The 15,597-nt window shown below is 42.8% G+C and carries 14 protein-coding genes and 1 pseudogene; 9 read left to right on the top strand and 6 right to left on the bottom strand.

From position 1 onward, the window contains the following. The first annotated feature begins 41 nt into the window (after positions 1 to 41). The 6 genes from cysS to ACKI39_RS04910 all read left to right on the top strand — a co-directional run bounded on the left by cysS (position 42) and on the right by ACKI39_RS04910 (position 5,982). Positions 42 to 1,568, top strand: a complete 1,527-nt coding sequence (cysS, locus tag ACKI39_RS04885; RefSeq protein WP_407398225.1) for a cysteine--tRNA ligase — start codon at positions 42 to 44, stop codon at positions 1,566 to 1,568. Positions 1,569 to 1,633: 65 nt separating this feature from the next. Next, complete coding sequence (locus ACKI39_RS04890) at positions 1,634 to 2,185, top strand: RNA polymerase sigma factor (protein ID WP_407398227.1); 552 nt, start codon at positions 1,634 to 1,636, stop codon at positions 2,183 to 2,185. Continuing rightward, the gene (locus ACKI39_RS04895) at positions 2,169 to 2,909 is read left to right on the top strand and encodes an anti-sigma factor family protein (RefSeq protein WP_407398229.1); all 741 of its coding nucleotides are present in this window, start codon (positions 2,169 to 2,171) and stop codon (positions 2,907 to 2,909) included. The genes ACKI39_RS04890 and ACKI39_RS04895 overlap by 17 nt, the downstream gene beginning before the upstream one ends. A 1-nt stretch (position 2,910) precedes the next feature. Next, on the top strand, positions 2,911 to 4,611 hold the full coding sequence (locus tag ACKI39_RS04900) for a transglutaminase domain-containing protein (RefSeq protein ID WP_407398231.1): 1,701 nt from the start codon (positions 2,911 to 2,913) through the stop codon (positions 4,609 to 4,611). Positions 4,612 to 4,629: 18 nt separating this feature from the next. Then, positions 4,630 to 5,364: a UMP kinase gene (gene pyrH / locus ACKI39_RS04905; protein ID WP_407398248.1), complete on the top strand. Its 735-nt coding sequence runs from the start codon at positions 4,630 to 4,632 to the stop codon at positions 5,362 to 5,364. 27 nt (positions 5,365 to 5,391) lie between these two features. Further along, complete coding sequence (locus ACKI39_RS04910; protein WP_407398233.1) at positions 5,392 to 5,982, top strand: glucosaminidase domain-containing protein; 591 nt, start codon at positions 5,392 to 5,394, stop codon at positions 5,980 to 5,982. Between the two features lie 152 nt (positions 5,983 to 6,134). Here ACKI39_RS04910 and ACKI39_RS04915 read toward each other — a convergent pair whose 3' ends face one another. Then, positions 6,135 to 6,785 (bottom strand): TetR/AcrR family transcriptional regulator, encoded by a 651-nt coding sequence (locus ACKI39_RS04915; RefSeq protein ID WP_407398234.1) that lies wholly within the window; start codon positions 6,783 to 6,785, stop codon positions 6,135 to 6,137. Between the two features lie 142 nt (positions 6,786 to 6,927). On the opposite strand from ACKI39_RS04915, the gene ACKI39_RS04920 reads away from it, so the two are divergent. Both ACKI39_RS04920 and ACKI39_RS04925 read left to right on the top strand, forming a co-directional pair. Further along, entirely contained in the window at positions 6,928 to 7,374 is a 447-nt protein-coding gene (locus tag ACKI39_RS04920; protein WP_407398236.1) for a hypothetical protein, read from the top strand. 120 nt (positions 7,375 to 7,494) lie between these two features. Further along, a complete protein-coding gene (locus ACKI39_RS04925; protein WP_407398238.1) occupies positions 7,495 to 8,256 on the top strand; it encodes a transglycosylase SLT domain-containing protein in 762 nt (253 codons plus the stop codon). Positions 8,257 to 8,499: 243 nt separating this feature from the next. Here ACKI39_RS04925 and ACKI39_RS04930 read toward each other — a convergent pair whose 3' ends face one another. Further along, on the bottom strand, positions 8,500 to 9,405 hold the full coding sequence (locus tag ACKI39_RS04930; protein WP_407398240.1) for a hypothetical protein: 906 nt from the start codon (positions 9,403 to 9,405) through the stop codon (positions 8,500 to 8,502). Between the two features lie 41 nt (positions 9,406 to 9,446). Beyond that, positions 9,447 to 10,655 (bottom strand): cation:proton antiporter, encoded by a 1,209-nt coding sequence (locus tag ACKI39_RS04935; protein WP_407398242.1) that lies wholly within the window; start codon positions 10,653 to 10,655, stop codon positions 9,447 to 9,449. Between the two features lie 96 nt (positions 10,656 to 10,751). Between ACKI39_RS04935 and ACKI39_RS04940 the strand changes: the two genes are divergently transcribed. After that, positions 10,752 to 11,444, top strand: coding sequence for a DNA alkylation repair protein (locus ACKI39_RS04940; protein ID WP_407398244.1), 693 nt, complete (start codon positions 10,752 to 10,754; stop codon positions 11,442 to 11,444). A gap of 1 nt (position 11,445) precedes the next feature. Here ACKI39_RS04940 and ACKI39_RS04945 read toward each other — a convergent pair whose 3' ends face one another. From ACKI39_RS04945 to ACKI39_RS04955, 3 genes and pseudogenes are all read right to left on the bottom strand, one after another. Then, on the bottom strand, positions 11,446 to 12,039 hold the full coding sequence (locus tag ACKI39_RS04945) for a hypothetical protein (protein ID WP_407398250.1): 594 nt from the start codon (positions 12,037 to 12,039) through the stop codon (positions 11,446 to 11,448). 137 nt (positions 12,040 to 12,176) lie between these two features. Then, positions 12,177 to 14,897, bottom strand: coding sequence for a valine--tRNA ligase (locus tag ACKI39_RS04950; protein WP_407398246.1), 2,721 nt, complete (start codon positions 14,895 to 14,897; stop codon positions 12,177 to 12,179). Between the two features lie 260 nt (positions 14,898 to 15,157). After that, positions 15,158 to 15,597, bottom strand: a pseudogene (locus ACKI39_RS04955) (methyl-accepting chemotaxis protein); the annotation flags it as partial.

Consider the following 15,597-nt stretch of genomic DNA (forward strand, 5'->3'; position numbering starts at 1 on the left):
AAAGCGAATGACGCAATTATTATTTGCCCCTGGAGGCTATCATGGCACTTAAACTATACAACACAATGGGTCGTAAACTCGAAGAATTCAAACCGCTGAAAGAAGGTTTTGTTGGATTCTATGGCTGTGGCCCTACAGTATACAATTACGCACATATCGGAAACCTTCGTGCATATGTTTTTCTCGATACACTTGACCGCACTTTGACATTCCTTGGTTATGACAAGAAGCATGTAATGAACATCACTGATGTTGGACACCTTAGCGGTGACAGCGACGACGGCGAAGACAAGATGGTAAAGACTGCGGAAGAAAAGCACCAGAGCGTTATGGAAATCGCCAAGTTCTATACCGATGCTTTCTTCAATGACATCGACAGACTGAACATCATCCGTCCTGATGTTGTCTGCAAGGCTACTGAGCATATTCCTGAGATGATTGAGCTCATAAAGAAGCTTGAGGCCAATGGCCACACATACATGGCTGGTGGAAACCTTTACTACGATGTAAGCACATACAAGGATTACGGAAAGCTTGCAAACCTTCAGCTGGATGAACTCAAGGAAGGAGCAGGCCGCCGTAAGGAAGTTGTAATCGACGAAAACAAGAAGAATCCTCAGGATTTTGCCCTCTGGTTCACAAAGTCAAAGTTTGAAAACCAGGCACTCCTTTGGGATTCTCCATGGGGTAAGGGATACCCTGGATGGCACATCGAATGTTCTGCCATGAGCATGAAGTACCTTGGCCAGCATTTCGACATCCACACAGGTGGAATTGACCATGTTCCAGTTCACCATACAAATGAAATCGCACAGTCGGAAGGTTCTTTTAGTGCTGAAGAAGCCGCAAAGGGACCTTGGGTAAACTACTGGATGCACAATGAATTCCTCGTTCTCCAGGGTGCTACAAAAATGTCCAAGTCAAGCGGTAACTTTTTGACACTTCAGTCGTTAGTAGATAAGGGATATGATGCCCTTGACTACCGCTTCTTCCTCCTTGGGGCACACTACCGCAAGCAGATCCTTTTCAGCTGGGATGCCATGGACGGTGCAAAGAAGAGCCGTGAAGTCCTAGTAGGCCGTGTCGCAAAGCTTGCAGAAAAGTCTGATGTGCTCAAGACTGCTGCCGCAAAGGTCTATGCCAAGGGACAGGCTTCTGATGTTTCGGGGCTTTCTGAAAAGGCTTCGGAATACATCGGTAAGTTCCGTGATGCAATGGAAAATGACCTCCTTGCTCCTGTAGGACTTTCCATGATCCAGAAGGTAATCAAGGAAAATACCCTTTCAAGTGAAGAAAAGATCGAGCTCGTGGCAAGAATGGACACTGTAATCGGACTTAAGCTTCTTGAAAAGGCTGCCCTTGTTCTTGAAGAGGAAGAAAAGAAGGCAAGCATCAATCCACATGAAGGAGATCCTGAGGCTGCAGAAATCGATGCTCTCGTTGCTGAAAGAACTGAAGCAAAGAAGGCAAAGAACTTTGCACGCTGTGATGAAATCCGTGACATCCTCAAGGCCCGTGGAATCACCATCATCGACACTCCAAAGGGACCTGAATGGAAGCGTGACTAGGATTTGGTTCCAGTCCATGAAAATTAAAGTTTTCTAAGAATTTTTGTAACTATAGGTAAATAGAATTGTTATCAGATGAAAAGGTATCCGCGGAGCTGAATTCAACCAACGACGTGGATTTTAGAAAAATATATGACGCTACTTTTGCCATATTGTTCAAGGTTGCCGTAAAGGTTGTTCTTGACGAAGAGGCCGCTGAAGATCTTGTCCATGACAGCTATATCAAGGCAAGGGAAAAGCAGATGGTCTTTCCTACGATGAACGATGCGACTTTCTGGCTCATCCGTGTTGTCAAGAATGCGTCCCTGAACTATGCAAAGAGAAAGGTTCGCGAAGCAAACGCCTACCATAAGGCCCTTTATGAAGGTCGTCAGTATATGGAAAGCGGTGAGGTTGACCTTCTCAAGAAAGAGGCAAAGGAAAAGGTTGTCGAGGCAATAAACCAGCTGCCTGACAATCTAAAGGAAGTCATTGTTCTGCGTGAATATGCAGACCTTAACTATAAGGAAATCGGTGAGCAGCTTGGAATATCCGAGGGGAACGTAAAGGTAAGGGTATTCAGGGCAAGGGCTCAACTGCTAAAACTGATAGGAGAAGATGATGTCTACATGTCCTGAAAACGATATTCATTCTGTGTATCTCGATGGTGAGCTTCCGGAGGAATTTATGGCAGAATATGAAGCACACGTTGCTTCTTGTCCTAAGTGTTCAGCAAAGCTTGAAAAGCTTACTTCGCTTAAGGGCTTGCTCCAAGATGATTCTGCTTCCATCACGTTTACCGAAAAGCAGCTTGATGACAGTTTTGCACGTCTTCAGGCAAAGATGTCTTACAAGAAATTTATTGAGGAAGAGGACAGAAGTTCAAATGTTGTAAGCTTCCCTAAGTTGAAGGGGTTCCAGTATTTTGCAGCTGGAATTGCCGCCGCTGCAGTCGTTTCATTTGCGATTCCTCGTGGAAGAGTATCCAATGCAGTCGTGGCTTCCCGCAATGATTTTTCACCAGTCGCAAGATCGGTATCTGCCTCTACTGTTAAGCCTGTCATGATGGAAAGCAATCTGGATGCCGTTCAACTGGCTTCTTTCCTAGGCTCGGATGATGTTTCATCTTCATCAATGATTCCTGTTCTCGCAGGAGACAACTCAGTTTCAGTCCAGAAAATGATTCTTGATGATTGCGGGGCATACAGCACTTCTGTGGTAAAACCTGCGCTGGCTGATTATGATGTCTTTGCTCCAGTCGACGCTGCAGACAAAAAAGAACCTGAGGCAGACCATTCCAGGGGATTTTCATTTTCTGTTTCGTCGCCTTTATTAAAAGTATCTTTTCAAGTAGGAAAATGAATTGAGCATCATTAGTTCATATAAAAATCTTCTCAGGCGTTCACCCCTTGTAAGGACTGTTTCATGGATCGTTCTTCTTGCGGGTGTTGTTTTTTTGTTCCGTGCGGTAAGCCATAATGTAAAGCGCAAACCAAACATCCAGACCATCGATCCTCTTATAGGTGCTCCTGGAGATGAGATGGTCATAACAGGAAGCGGATTTGGAGCCAATCGTGGAACTTCATATGTTGAAATCGCTGGTTCCAAGATAACCTCCAGTGCTTACAAGACCTGGACTGATTCACGGATTTCTTTTGTACTTCCGTCGAATGTACAGGATGGGCTTGTGGTCGTTGGAACTTCTGCTGGAAAATCTGATCCAGCCTTCTTTGCCAATGAAGTTGGCATTCCTGTTGCGGTCAGGATGGATCCAGGTACATCTGTGCCGACCATTTCTTCGGTTTCCCATGACAGTGCAGTAGTCGGTCAGGTCATCACTATCAACGGTTCAAATTTTGGAAGCGCCAGGGGAAATTCTGAGATTTACTTTACCGCAAACAGGGACGATGTTGCTGGCTATGCTGATGGTGGGAACGGTGACAGGACAGGAGCCTTCATTGCTGCAAACGAGGCTGACTTTGATTATGTTGCATGGAACGATTCTGAAATTTCTGTAAGGATTCCAGATGGAGCTGCAAGCGGTTCCTTCTATGTCGAGACCAACCATGGTTCAAGCGGTTCAAAGAAGATAACGGTTACATATCCTTCAGGAAAAAAGCAGTATGAAAACAAGCGCACCTATGTCGTTCAGGTGGCGGCAGATATTTCAAACCATGTGGCAACACAGGAAACTTCAATTTCACTTTACATTCCTAAGCCTGTAGTCACCTCGTTCCAGCCTTATGCAGAGTTGAATGAAGTTTATCCTGATCCCTTTATCGTAGATGATCCTTTTGACATGATACACAAAAAACAGTTGAACCAGATAACAAGCAACAAGCAAAGGTTCAGCCAGACATATGTTGTAAGCGCCTACAATGTTAAAAGTGGAATCAATCCTGCCAAGGTAAAGGAATTCAAGGACAAGACCAGTGCCTTCTACACGCGTTACGTTTCATCGGATTCCTGCGTTCAGCTGGAGAATTCTGCCATTCCGTTGCTTCTTGATTCAATCTGCGGAAAGGAAAAGAATCCATATAAAATCGCAAACCTCATCTATAATTATTTCATTGCAAATTATGAAATTTCTGATAAAGTAAGGACAGGCGACATTACCTTCTATGACCTTATAAGGCGTAAGAGTGGAGATGCCTACGATTTTGCGGTTCTTTATACTGCACTTTGCCGTCAGGCTGGAATTCCTGCGGTTCCTGTTGCTGGTATCCTTGTCCACGATAAGTCTGTGGTTACTCCCCACTGGTGGACGGAAATTTATTTTGAAGGCTATGGCTGGTTCCCTGTGGATGTGGCTCTTGCCTGCGGACTTGAATTTACTCCTTTCAAGGCTGTGGAGAACAAGACGGATTTCTACTTTGGAAACAGTGACTGCCAGCATATTGCTTTCAGCAGAGGGTTCCATCAGATCAAACAGTCTTCCCTCAACAGCAAGATTGTCTACAGACCTAGGACCTATGCCTTGCAGTCTATCTGGGAAGAAGCGGGGGATGCAACTTCCAGCTACAGTTCCCTATGGAACAATCCTATAATACTTGGAATTTATTAATTTAAGGAAAATATTATGATTACTAAGGTACTTTCAGTTGGTGGATCAATCATCGCTCCTGATGGCGTTGATGTGGAGCTTCTTGCTTCTTTCAGCAAGATGGTATGCAAATGGCTCGAAGAACATGAGGATGGACGCCTTGTTTTTGTTGCAGGAGGTGGAGCACCTGCACGTGTCTATCAGAATTCCTATAGGGCAGTGGTAGAGAAATTTGATGACAGACAGAAAAAGATGCTTTCATTTGCCGATGCAGATGAGACGAACAATGCCTGTGACTGGATCGGTATCACGGCTACAAGACTCAATGCGCAGATTTTAAAGACTGTTTTTGGTCCATTGTGTCAGCAGCCTGTTATCATAGATCCAACCCAGCCATGTGAGTTTACTGGAAGAATCATTGTTGCCGCAGGATGGAAGCCTGGATTCTCAACGGATACTGATGCAGTATATCTTGCTGAACAGTTCAAGGCAGATACAGTTGTAAATCTTTCCAACATTGAAAAGGTCTATACAGACGACCCAAGAAAGAATCCCGATGCAAAGCCGATCGACAGAATCAGCTGGACTGATTTCCGTAAGATGGTAGGTGATGAATGGGTTCCTGGAAAGAACTGTCCCTTTGATCCTATTGCATCAAAGAAAGCACAGGAGTTTGGTCTTAAGGTAATCTGTGCTGCAGGAAAGAACATCGAGAACATCGAGAGCATTCTCAACGATGGTGATTACATCGGAACTACAATCGAAGGAAACTGAATTTAGATTTGCCTTTGGGAGGGAAAAATGAAAGTGAAAAGGTTTCCTTATGGAATTCTTTGTCTGTTTGCTTTTGCTTTAATTTTTGTCGGATGTGTGTCGACAAGGCAGCAGAAGCATATTTCCAGAAATCTTACGGACCGTGGTGTGATGTCTGCAGCGGAGCTTGTTGCCTTCTTCATGATGAACAATCCTGACGTTGACCGTGAAAATGTTGAGCTTCTTGCAAACCTTTACATCGACGAAGCTGGTATGGAAGGGATCAACAGCGACTGTGCCTTTATCCAGATGTGCCATGAGACTGGTTTCCTTCAGTATGGAAATCTAGTGACTCCAGAAATGCATAACTACTGTGGGCTTGGTGCCATCAACGAGGAACAGCGCGGCTTGGTTTTTGAAACGGAACAGCTTGGTGTTCGTGCTCATGTCCAGCACCTTCATGCCTATGCTACGGCTGCTGATGTGGTCCTTATAAATGACTGCATAGATCCAAGATACAGATATGTCAATCCAAGAGGCAAGTCTCCTACTATCGAAGGTCTTGCAGGAACTTGGGCCGCTGACAGACAGTATTCCGAAAAACTTGAAGCTTTACTAGTAAGGCTGGAATCTAAATAAAAAAGGAATTTCAGTGTAGTTACGGTGGTTGAGCTAGTCGAAACCACCGTATGTGCTGTTATCTGTAATTCTGACATGGGGCAATGAACCTGGGATAAACACTTCTTGGATGGTCCTATCTTTTTTTTCTGTGTGTTCCCCAGAAGACTGTATCAAAGCATTTTACAGAATTCTTCAACCAGAAGGTTTATCTTTTCAATGCCTTTTTCGTCTGGCTCAATCTGGAAAAGCTCTCCTTCTCCTGACTGTGGATTTGTCATTACAACCTGTTTGCGTGCCATGAGATAGTTTGAAAGCAGATCGTTGATTCCTGCAACGAACCATTTAGCTGCAGGTCTGATTCTGTCTTCTGCAATTGAAATCTTTTTGAACTTGCTGAGTTCCAGAAGTGTCTTTTCAGTCTGCTCTATGAGCTTTCTGTTTTCTTCCGAGATGATATCTGCCGCACGCTTATTGAAATACTTCATGCTTTCAACGAAAGTGTAGATCTGGAAAAGAGGCGACTTTTCGTGCATCTTTACATAGCGTGTAATGATTCCTTTAAGGACTGTTTCAGCAGGATACTTGTTTGCGACAGATGCAATGTCATTGGGAATGAAGCTGATGGCTGCAAGATAGTCTGAGCATGAATCCAATGTCTTTTCAACGATGTCATCGCGGCTTTCAAAATGATTGTAGAGGGAAGCCTTCTTGATGTGCAGGATGTCAGCAATGTCTGCAAGGCTGGTGTTTCCTTCTGAGCGCATGAATGAAGCGTCTAGAAATGCCCTGATTACTTTGTCTGATGTGATTTTGTCTGCCATCGTAAACCTCTAATAAACAATCGTTAGTAAGATATTATATTGTAATAGAATGAAATTGTAAATTGAAAAACGAGCGCTAGAGTAAAAATGCGGACATGTCCAATCTTTATTAAACCATCCATTTGTGCTATATTCCTTGACCATGAAGTTAGAAGCAAAATTTTATTCAGAAGCAAATCAGCTATATTTTCTTGACGGTTCCAAGGCAGAACTTGGTTCAGATAGAATCAAGGCATATACAGTAAAATGGACGTCGGTGGGTCTCGATGAGGATTCCTACAACGAGGAATTTCTTGCTGGCCTTAGGGAACAGTTCAAGTTAATGGAAGAAAATGGTTCCTATGGTTATGTTGTGCCTGCATGCGATTCAGCTTGTGAAAGTGAAGCTCAGAAGGAAGCCTTTGTTGCCAGCATGAAGCATTGTGCACGCCGTATCAAGGACTGTGAGAATATCATCGGCTTTGCTATTCCTTCAGAGGTGGATTCTGGGTTTTTTATGGAAGAATTAAGTGCAAAGCATAAGCATTACATTTATTTTACACAGAATGCAGAATTGGCTGATAGTAACGAGAAAATTGTAAAAATTTAACAGTATTTGCCGTCTTTTGCGAAATACCGCAAGGATTGCAATAAAATTTCATTAAATTCTCTTGAACATTTTTGCTGAATTTGTCAGAATGAACTATATTTAGCGTATCGGGAGAAAATGATGGGATTTGAACGTGAAGATTTGATCAAGCTCGTTTCAGGAACAGTTGCATTCAGTTTGTTTTTTGTCGCTGTTTGCGTTGGCATTGCAGTTTTTATTCCTGAAGAAAAGGGCAATCATGAAGTTATTCCTTTGGGATCTTATTACGATGTTGCTGAGGACCAGAAGGTTTCATACGAGAACCTTTTTGATGAAGAATATCCTGAATTGGTAATCGAACAGAAGAAGAAGGAAGATACAGGTCTTGTTCTATATCGTCAGCCACAGAGCCGTGCCGCAGTTGAATGGTATTACAGCCGTGTAGTTAACAATCGCGAGATTTCTGATGCAATCCTTCAGTATGCAGATGAATACAGCATTCCTCTTTCTCTTGCATTTGCCCTTGCACATACGGAAAGCAAATACAGGATCAATGCAATGCATAAGAATACAAATGGCAGCGTTGACCGTGGGCTTTTCCAGCTTAACAACACAAGCTTCCCAAAGCTTGAGGAATCAGACTTCTACGATCCAAAGATTTCAGCACGCTACGGACTTGCACACTTGAGGTTCTGCCTCAACACAGCAGGAAACGATATTGCTGCTCTTGCCATGTACAACGCAGGAACAAACAAGGTTCGTAAAAACAATACACCTCAGATTACATTGGATTATATTTCACAGATCCAGAGCTATAGAAGCGAACTTGACGCAAACTTTGCCTCGGAGGTTCTGGCGATGTACAATCCAGATACTCAGGCTAAGCTTGTCGCAAAGAAATAGGAGACAACCAGAGGAAAGTCTGGGTTGCAAAGGATCACCTGTACGGGTGGTCTTTTTTTTGTTTGGCTGTGTCCGGAAATTGTATTGCTATAGGATATGTGGTGGTTGAGGCTCTCGAAACTACCACATATTTTGTGGATATTGCTTGATTTCGACAGGCTCAATCGGCGCAGCAACACTTTCTACGGACATAGCGTTTTGTTTTCATTTAAAAATACTTGGAATATTGAATGGGCTTCCTGCTCATTCAATATATCTAAGGAAATCAGCTGCCCTTATTTCATCTTCAGGAAATGAAAGCTTTTTTCTGCTCAAGGTTGCGTAGTATTTTTCCTGCTCATCCCTTGTGCATGAAACGGCACCATAACGATATTTGTAGTCCAGTTCCATTCCCAGGTCCCAGTATGCATATCCATTGTTCTTAAGGAACAGTCCAAGGAGGCACATCTGCAGTGTACCTGCATCATTTTCGTTATGAAAACCACTAAGACTTGCATAGGCGTTGCCTGTTATGAATCCTATTTCTCCTGCTACAAGTTTTCCGTCGTGCCAAATTTCTACTGAATCAATGCTTACCTTGTTGTCAGGAGCTTCGTGAATCTGTTTGTATTGTTTGAGCAGATCGGCTGATAGCCAAGTCTCAGGGTATGCCTTCAAAAGCTCATCTACACATAGATCGTATGTCTTGTTGAAGGTTATTGTGTAGTCTGCGAATTTTCCTTTAAGCCATCCTTTCAACTTTTTTGATATATGAAAATTACCAAAAAAAACTATCAGCTTGTTCAGATGGTATTTGATCGTAAGCAGGGGCATGTAGATTTCTTTGCCAGCAAGGTCTGGAAGTTCCTCATCGGAAAAACCAAGCTCCATGAGCTCCTTTAGTTTCGTCGCTCTTTTCCTTGATGACATGGGATAGTAGCCAAGGAAAAGTGCTTTCCTTATGGTCTCGTTGTCGCCGATTGTTCCGATTGCCTCTTCTTCAATGGTGTTTTTTACCGCAGATTCAAGCATGTCGTCATCGTTGAAAAAGAATCCATTCTCATAGAAATTGCTTTCAAGCAGTTCCCTCAGGTTGTCCAGTTGTTCTGGGGAATTGATGTGGACGGAATTGTCATATGTCATCTGAAAGTAAATGTCTTCTAAATTCATAATATCAATATAGTGCAAATATTCAGCACGGCAAGTAGGGATCAGTTGCTGTCCGATTCCCGCTCAAGGAATCTTCTGTATGTAAGATCCATGCCAAAAGCACCCAAAGGAGCGGTTATCAATATGGAAAGAACTGCCACGGAAAGAACAAGCTTTCCACAGGGAAGTCCAAGCGAAAGTGGGATGGAGCCTATTGCTGCCTGAACCGTGGCTTTAGGGATGTATGCAATTACGCAGAATATTTTTTCGCGTAAGTTGAGGTCTGTCCCTGTGATGCTTAGCAGTACTCCAAGAGAACGGAATGCCAGTGAAATGAATATGAGGAGAACTGCAGACGAACCTGCCTGTAGGGTATATCTGATATCGACTGCTGCACCGACAAGGACGAAGAGTATGACTTCTGCGGCGATCCAAAGCTTTCCAAATTTCTCCGAGAGCCTTCTGGTCACTGTTTCTGTACTTTTTATCTGGATAAGGCAAGCCATGCTCATGACAGCAAGAAGACCTGATACTGCAATCCTGTTTTCAAGCCATTTTTCTATTGCCATAAGAAGGAATGCAAGTCCAAGTATGATTATGGTTTTCTTTGAATTACGGATCTTATGATTGCGTTCATATTCCCTGTTCCAGAACCACGCGATGAGAAAACCTGTTGCCGCACCTAAAAGAATTCCAAGGATAATTGAAACAGGCACATTGATGAAATCCATCAAGGACACCTTGCCTCCCTGTTCCATGCCTACGAATGTAGAAAAAAGTACTATTACAAAAACATCGTCAAGGGAAGCTCCTGCAAGTATCATCTGTGGAATTCTTTTTTTTGTTCCATATCTGGTTTCCATTAGCTGTACCATTTTAGGAACAACGACTGCTGGTGAAACTGCCCCAAGGACAGCGCCTATGATTGCGGCTTCCAATCTGGTGATGGAAAGGATTGCAGGTGCAAACAGGACGAAGGCTGCGATTTCAAATAAGGCTGGTAGAAAGGACATGAGGATTGCAGGTAATCCGACTTTTTTTAGATCTGTAACATCAAGTGCAAGACCTGCCTTTATCAGAATGATGATGAGAGCCATCCTGCGAAGTTCCGCAGATATTCCTAGGATTGAAGGGGACAGGAAATCAAGGGCAAAAGGACCAAGAATTATTCCCGTGATAAGCATTCCTATTATTCTTGGAATTTTTACTTTCTGGCATATTGAAGCCATGGAAAGACCGACGATAAAGACAAGAGAAAGAGATGTGAGCATAGGTTCTATATATCATAATAAATTTGCACCGTCAATTATGAACTGACATGAAAATGTTCATTTATGCTATAATCTAAAAGAAGGTGATGTTACAAGATGACTAAAATTCAAAAAAAACTGTTTGAAGATGAAGACAAGGAATACAAGGTGTTTCAGACAAAACTGAATCCAACAGTTGATGAAAAGACCATAATTGGAGTGCGAGTACCTAAGCTGCGTGCCCTTGCAAAGGAAATCTATTCTGACGGAAAAAACTACGGAGTTGAAAAATTCCTTGCGTCTCTTCCACATAAGTATTTTGAAGAAAACTTCATCCATTCATTTATCATTGAGCAGATGAAGGATTACGATGAATGCATGGAAAAGTTTCTGGAGTTTCTGCCTTTCATTGACAATTGGGCCGTGTGCGACACCTGTCATCCTAAAGCCTTCAAGAAGAATTCTGAAAAAGTTCTTTTGTTTGCTTATGAATGGATTAAAAGTAATAAAACATACACCATAAGATATGGTATTGATGTGTTCATGACCTATTTCCTTGATGAAAATTTTGATCCGAAGCATCTTGATACGATAGCCGCCATCCGAAGTGATGAATACTATGTGAACATGATGCAGGCCTGGTATTTTGCAACTGCACTTGCAAAACAATGGGATGATGCCGTAAAAATTATTGAAGGTAAGAAATTAAGTCCCTGGGTGCACAACAAGACCATTCAGAAGGCCAGGGAAAGTTTCCGCGTAACGGATGAGCACAAGGAATATCTTGCAGGATTAAAAGTTACTTGTTGAGCTATTCCTTTGGTATGTCAAAGTAGTTGATCTGCTCCAGATACTGTCTGCGGGTCATGATCAGGTTGATGAGTTCCTGGTACATGTTGTAGTCGACTTCAATGGCAATTGGAAGAATGTAGAATTCTGTTTCGTTGCAGTAGCGTTCAATGAACTTTGCATCGGTAACAAAACCTAGGCTTATCATGTTGCTGATTCTGTCTGCGCACTTAAGGAGTTTTGCTTTCTGTGAGCCAAAATTTATTATGCGCTTTAGGAATTCGTCCTTTTTTTCTCCAGAACGCTTTGTTACTTCAAGTACAAGGGTCAGTACGTCCTTGCCGTCCGCATCTGCATTGATGATGAGGTTTTCGTCAAAGTCAGGAATGTCTTCTACAGTATCGTGAACTACGCTTGCCTTTAGCAGAACCGAATCAATGTAGCCGTAGTCCATGAGGATGCCCATGGTGTCAATCTGATGGCGGAACATGTTGCCGCCTGCATGACGCTGCTTGCCGATGAGCATTGTTGAAAGCTGGATATATGGCGCAAATGAAATGTTTGAAAGCTGAAGCATTCTGTCCGTGTCCATGCTGGATGGTTTTTCGGTTGCCATTTCATATTTTGCCATATTTCTGCCTCCATTTAATAATTCATAATTAAGAATGAATAATTCGTAATTATATGGCTATTACTATTATATACCTAAAATTTAGAATTAACATCCTTAAATTATGAATTGTTAATTATGAATTACAAATTGCGTAAGTAGCCTTCAAGCTTTTCAATCTTGCTCTTTGCAACTTCAAGGGCATCGCGTTCAGCCTGAACGAGTTCTGCAGGAGCGTGTTCTGCAAACTTTCCGTTAAGCTTGTTTTCGCTGCGGCGAACATTTTCCTTTTCCCAGTCAATGTCCTTCTTGAACTTTGCTGCAAGCTGCTCGATGTTGATGTTTTCGTCAACAAGGAGGAATGCTTCGTAACCTGTTCCGACAGTACCGATTGATTTTGCTGGGTTTGCATCAACAAATTCAATTGTCTTGATACCTGCAAGGAGCTGGATCATGTCTGTCTTTTCCTTGATTACTTCTGCATTTGTTCCTGCTGCAACCTTGATTGCAATGCTGATCTTGAGTGCAGGGTCGATTCCACATTCTGTGCGGAGACCGCGAACATTGCGGATGAGTTCCTTGAGGACGTCGAATCTTGCGCTTACTTCCACATTCTTGCGTGCTTCTGTAACTTCTGGATATGGAGCGTCAACAAGGAGTCCTGTGTATTCGCTGTTTGTGATTATTTTCTGGGCACCTGCCTTCTTGCGGTTTTCAACGATTTCTGCAAGAGGAAGCTTTGACCAGATTTCTTCTGTAACAAACGGAATGTATGGGTGCATGAGGCGGAGTGATTCTTCAAGTACGTTGAGAAGAACTGAAACCGCACGGTCCTTTTCCTTTTCATCGCCGTTCTTGAATGAAAGCTTTGTTGCTTCAACATACCAGTCGCAAAGGTCGTTCCAGAAGAATTCGTAGATTGCGCTTGCACCGTCGTTGTAACGGTATGCTTCAAATGCATCCTTTGCATTTGCAACAGCGTTATCAAGTCTTGTGTAGATCCACTTGTCCAATTCTGTAAGATCTGCATCTGTTACAGGAATGAGTGTGCGTCCTTCAAGGTTGCCAAGGATGTAGCGGCTTGCGTTCCATACCTTGTTGCAGAATTTTGATCCCATCTTGAATGAGTCCTTGTCTACGAGAACATCCTGTCCCTGTGCACACATATAGCTGAGTGTGAACTTGAGGGCGTCTGCACCATACATGTCGATGATTTCAAGAGGGTCGATTCCGTTTCCGAGGGACTTAGACATCTTGCGTCCCTGTTTGTCGCGAACGAGACCGTGGATGTAAATGTCATGGAATGGGGCTTTGCCTGTAAATTCAAGGCCTGCCATGATCATGCGGCTAACCCAGAAGAAGATGATGTCGTATGCTGTGACAAGGGCTGTTGTTGGATAGAAGTTTGCAAGGTCTTCTGTTTCCTGTGGCCATCCGAGAGTAGAGAAAGGCCAGAGCCAAGAAGAGAACCATGTGTCGAGAACATCTGGATCCTGCTTGAGGTTTGAGCTTCCGCACTTAGAACACTTGCATACATCTTCGCGGCTTACCATTGTTTCGTTACAGTCCTGGCAATACCATGCTGGGATTCTGTGTCCCCACCAGATCTGGCGGCTTACACACCAGTCACGGATGTTTGTGAGCCAGTGCTCGTATGTGTTTTCCCACTTCTTAGGGAAGAACTGGATTTCTCCGTTTTTCCATGCTGCAAGAGCCTTGTCTGCCATTGGCTTCATCTTTACGAACCACTGGTATGAAAGATATGGTTCAACTACAGTCTTACAGCGGTAGCAGTGGCCTACTGAGTGGTTCATCTTTTCTTCGCCCTTGAAAAGACCAGCTTCCGTAAGGTCTTCGATTACAAGCTTGCGTGCCTGTTCAGGCTTAAGTCCGCGGTATTTCTCAGGGACGTTTTCGTTGAGCTTTCCGTCTGGAGTAAGAAGGTTGATTACTTCAAGATTGTGTCTCTTGCCGACTTCCCAGTCGTTAGGGTCGTGGGCTGGAGTGATCTTTACCATACCTGTTCCAAATTCCTTGTCTACATAGTCATCTGCAATGATTGGAATTTCTTTTCCAGTGATAGGAAGCTTGAGCTTCTTGCCGACAAGGTCAGTGTAGCGTTCGTCAGAAGGGTTTACTGCAACTGCTGTATCACCGAAGAAAGTTTCAGGACGAGTTGTAGCTACTTCAATCTTTCCGCTTCCGTCTGCGTATTCGTAGTAAAGGTGATACATTGCACCCTGTGTGTCTTCATGGTCAACTTCATCGTCAGCAAGGGCTGTACCACAGCGAGGACACCAGTTTACAAGGCGCTGTCCCTTGTACATGAGGCCGCGTTCATAGAGTGTTACGAAAACATCGCGAACAGCCTTTGAAAGTCCTTCGTCATAAGTAAAGCGTTCACGGTCCCAATCTGTAGAGTTACCAAGTTTTTTCTGCTGTTTTACGATAATGTTATGATGTTCTTCTTTAACCTGCCATGTGCGTTCCAAAAATGCTTCACGGCCAAGATCATTACGAGTTTTTCCTTCTGCTTTAAGTTTGCGTTCAACTACGTTCTGTGTAGCAATACCTGCATGGTCTGTACCAGTTACCCAAAGAGTATTGTCACCCTTCATACGATGATAGCGAACTACGATATCCTGAAGAGTGTTGTTCAAACCATGTCCCATGTGAAGAACACCAGTTACGTTTGGAGGAGGAATGACGACTGTATAATTGCCCTGACATTTTTCACACTGACAATGTACAGGTGATGATTCATCAGATGCAGGCTTAAAATAACCTTTAGAATTCCAGTCGTTGTAGATTCGATCCTCGAATGATTTTGGATCGTAAGCTTTTTCAAGTTCAATTGCTTTCATTTCCGTCTTCCTCTTTTAATTCACCGCAAAGATTCTGCAGTGAAAATTTAATTACAAAAGTATAATGGATTTAGCTGTTTTTTACAATAAATGAATTATTTACAACAGTACACGGATTATCACTGATAGGTATTTTACAGGGATAAAGGGGATGAAAAGGATAATAGTCTGAAATACCTGTGCAATCTGAAGTTAAAAAAAGATTCCCGGGTCAAGCCCGGGAATGACACAAATTTATTTGAGGTTTAAAATATAGTACATTAAACTTTGAACTGATCTACCTGAACACCAATATCATTGATTGACTGTTCAATGTTGTTTGAAATTTCTGTAAGAGCAGAACCTGTTTCATTGATTTTTTTAGCACCAACAGACATTTCATCCATACTGTTTTTCATTTCAATTGTAGCATTCTGAAGCATCTGAACTTCGCTAAGAATTGCCTTGTTTCCTTCTGACATTTCTCTAGAAGCATTTTTTACTTCTGCAGTACTGTTGTTCATTGCACTTAATGCCTGATTAATCTGCATAGAACCCTGTTGCTGTTCAGCCATTGCACCACGAATCTGGCGAACTAATTCATCTGTACTTTCAATTTTTGTTGAAACATCTTCAAATGCTGAACTTGACTGAGTAGAGGCAAGAACAACAGTTTCAATAGATTCCTGAATGCTCTTAAGCTGATTACCAATTGTTTTTG

This window comes from Treponema sp., from assembly GCF_045641405.1.
Lineage (GTDB): Bacteria > Spirochaetota > Spirochaetia > Treponematales > Treponemataceae > Treponema_D.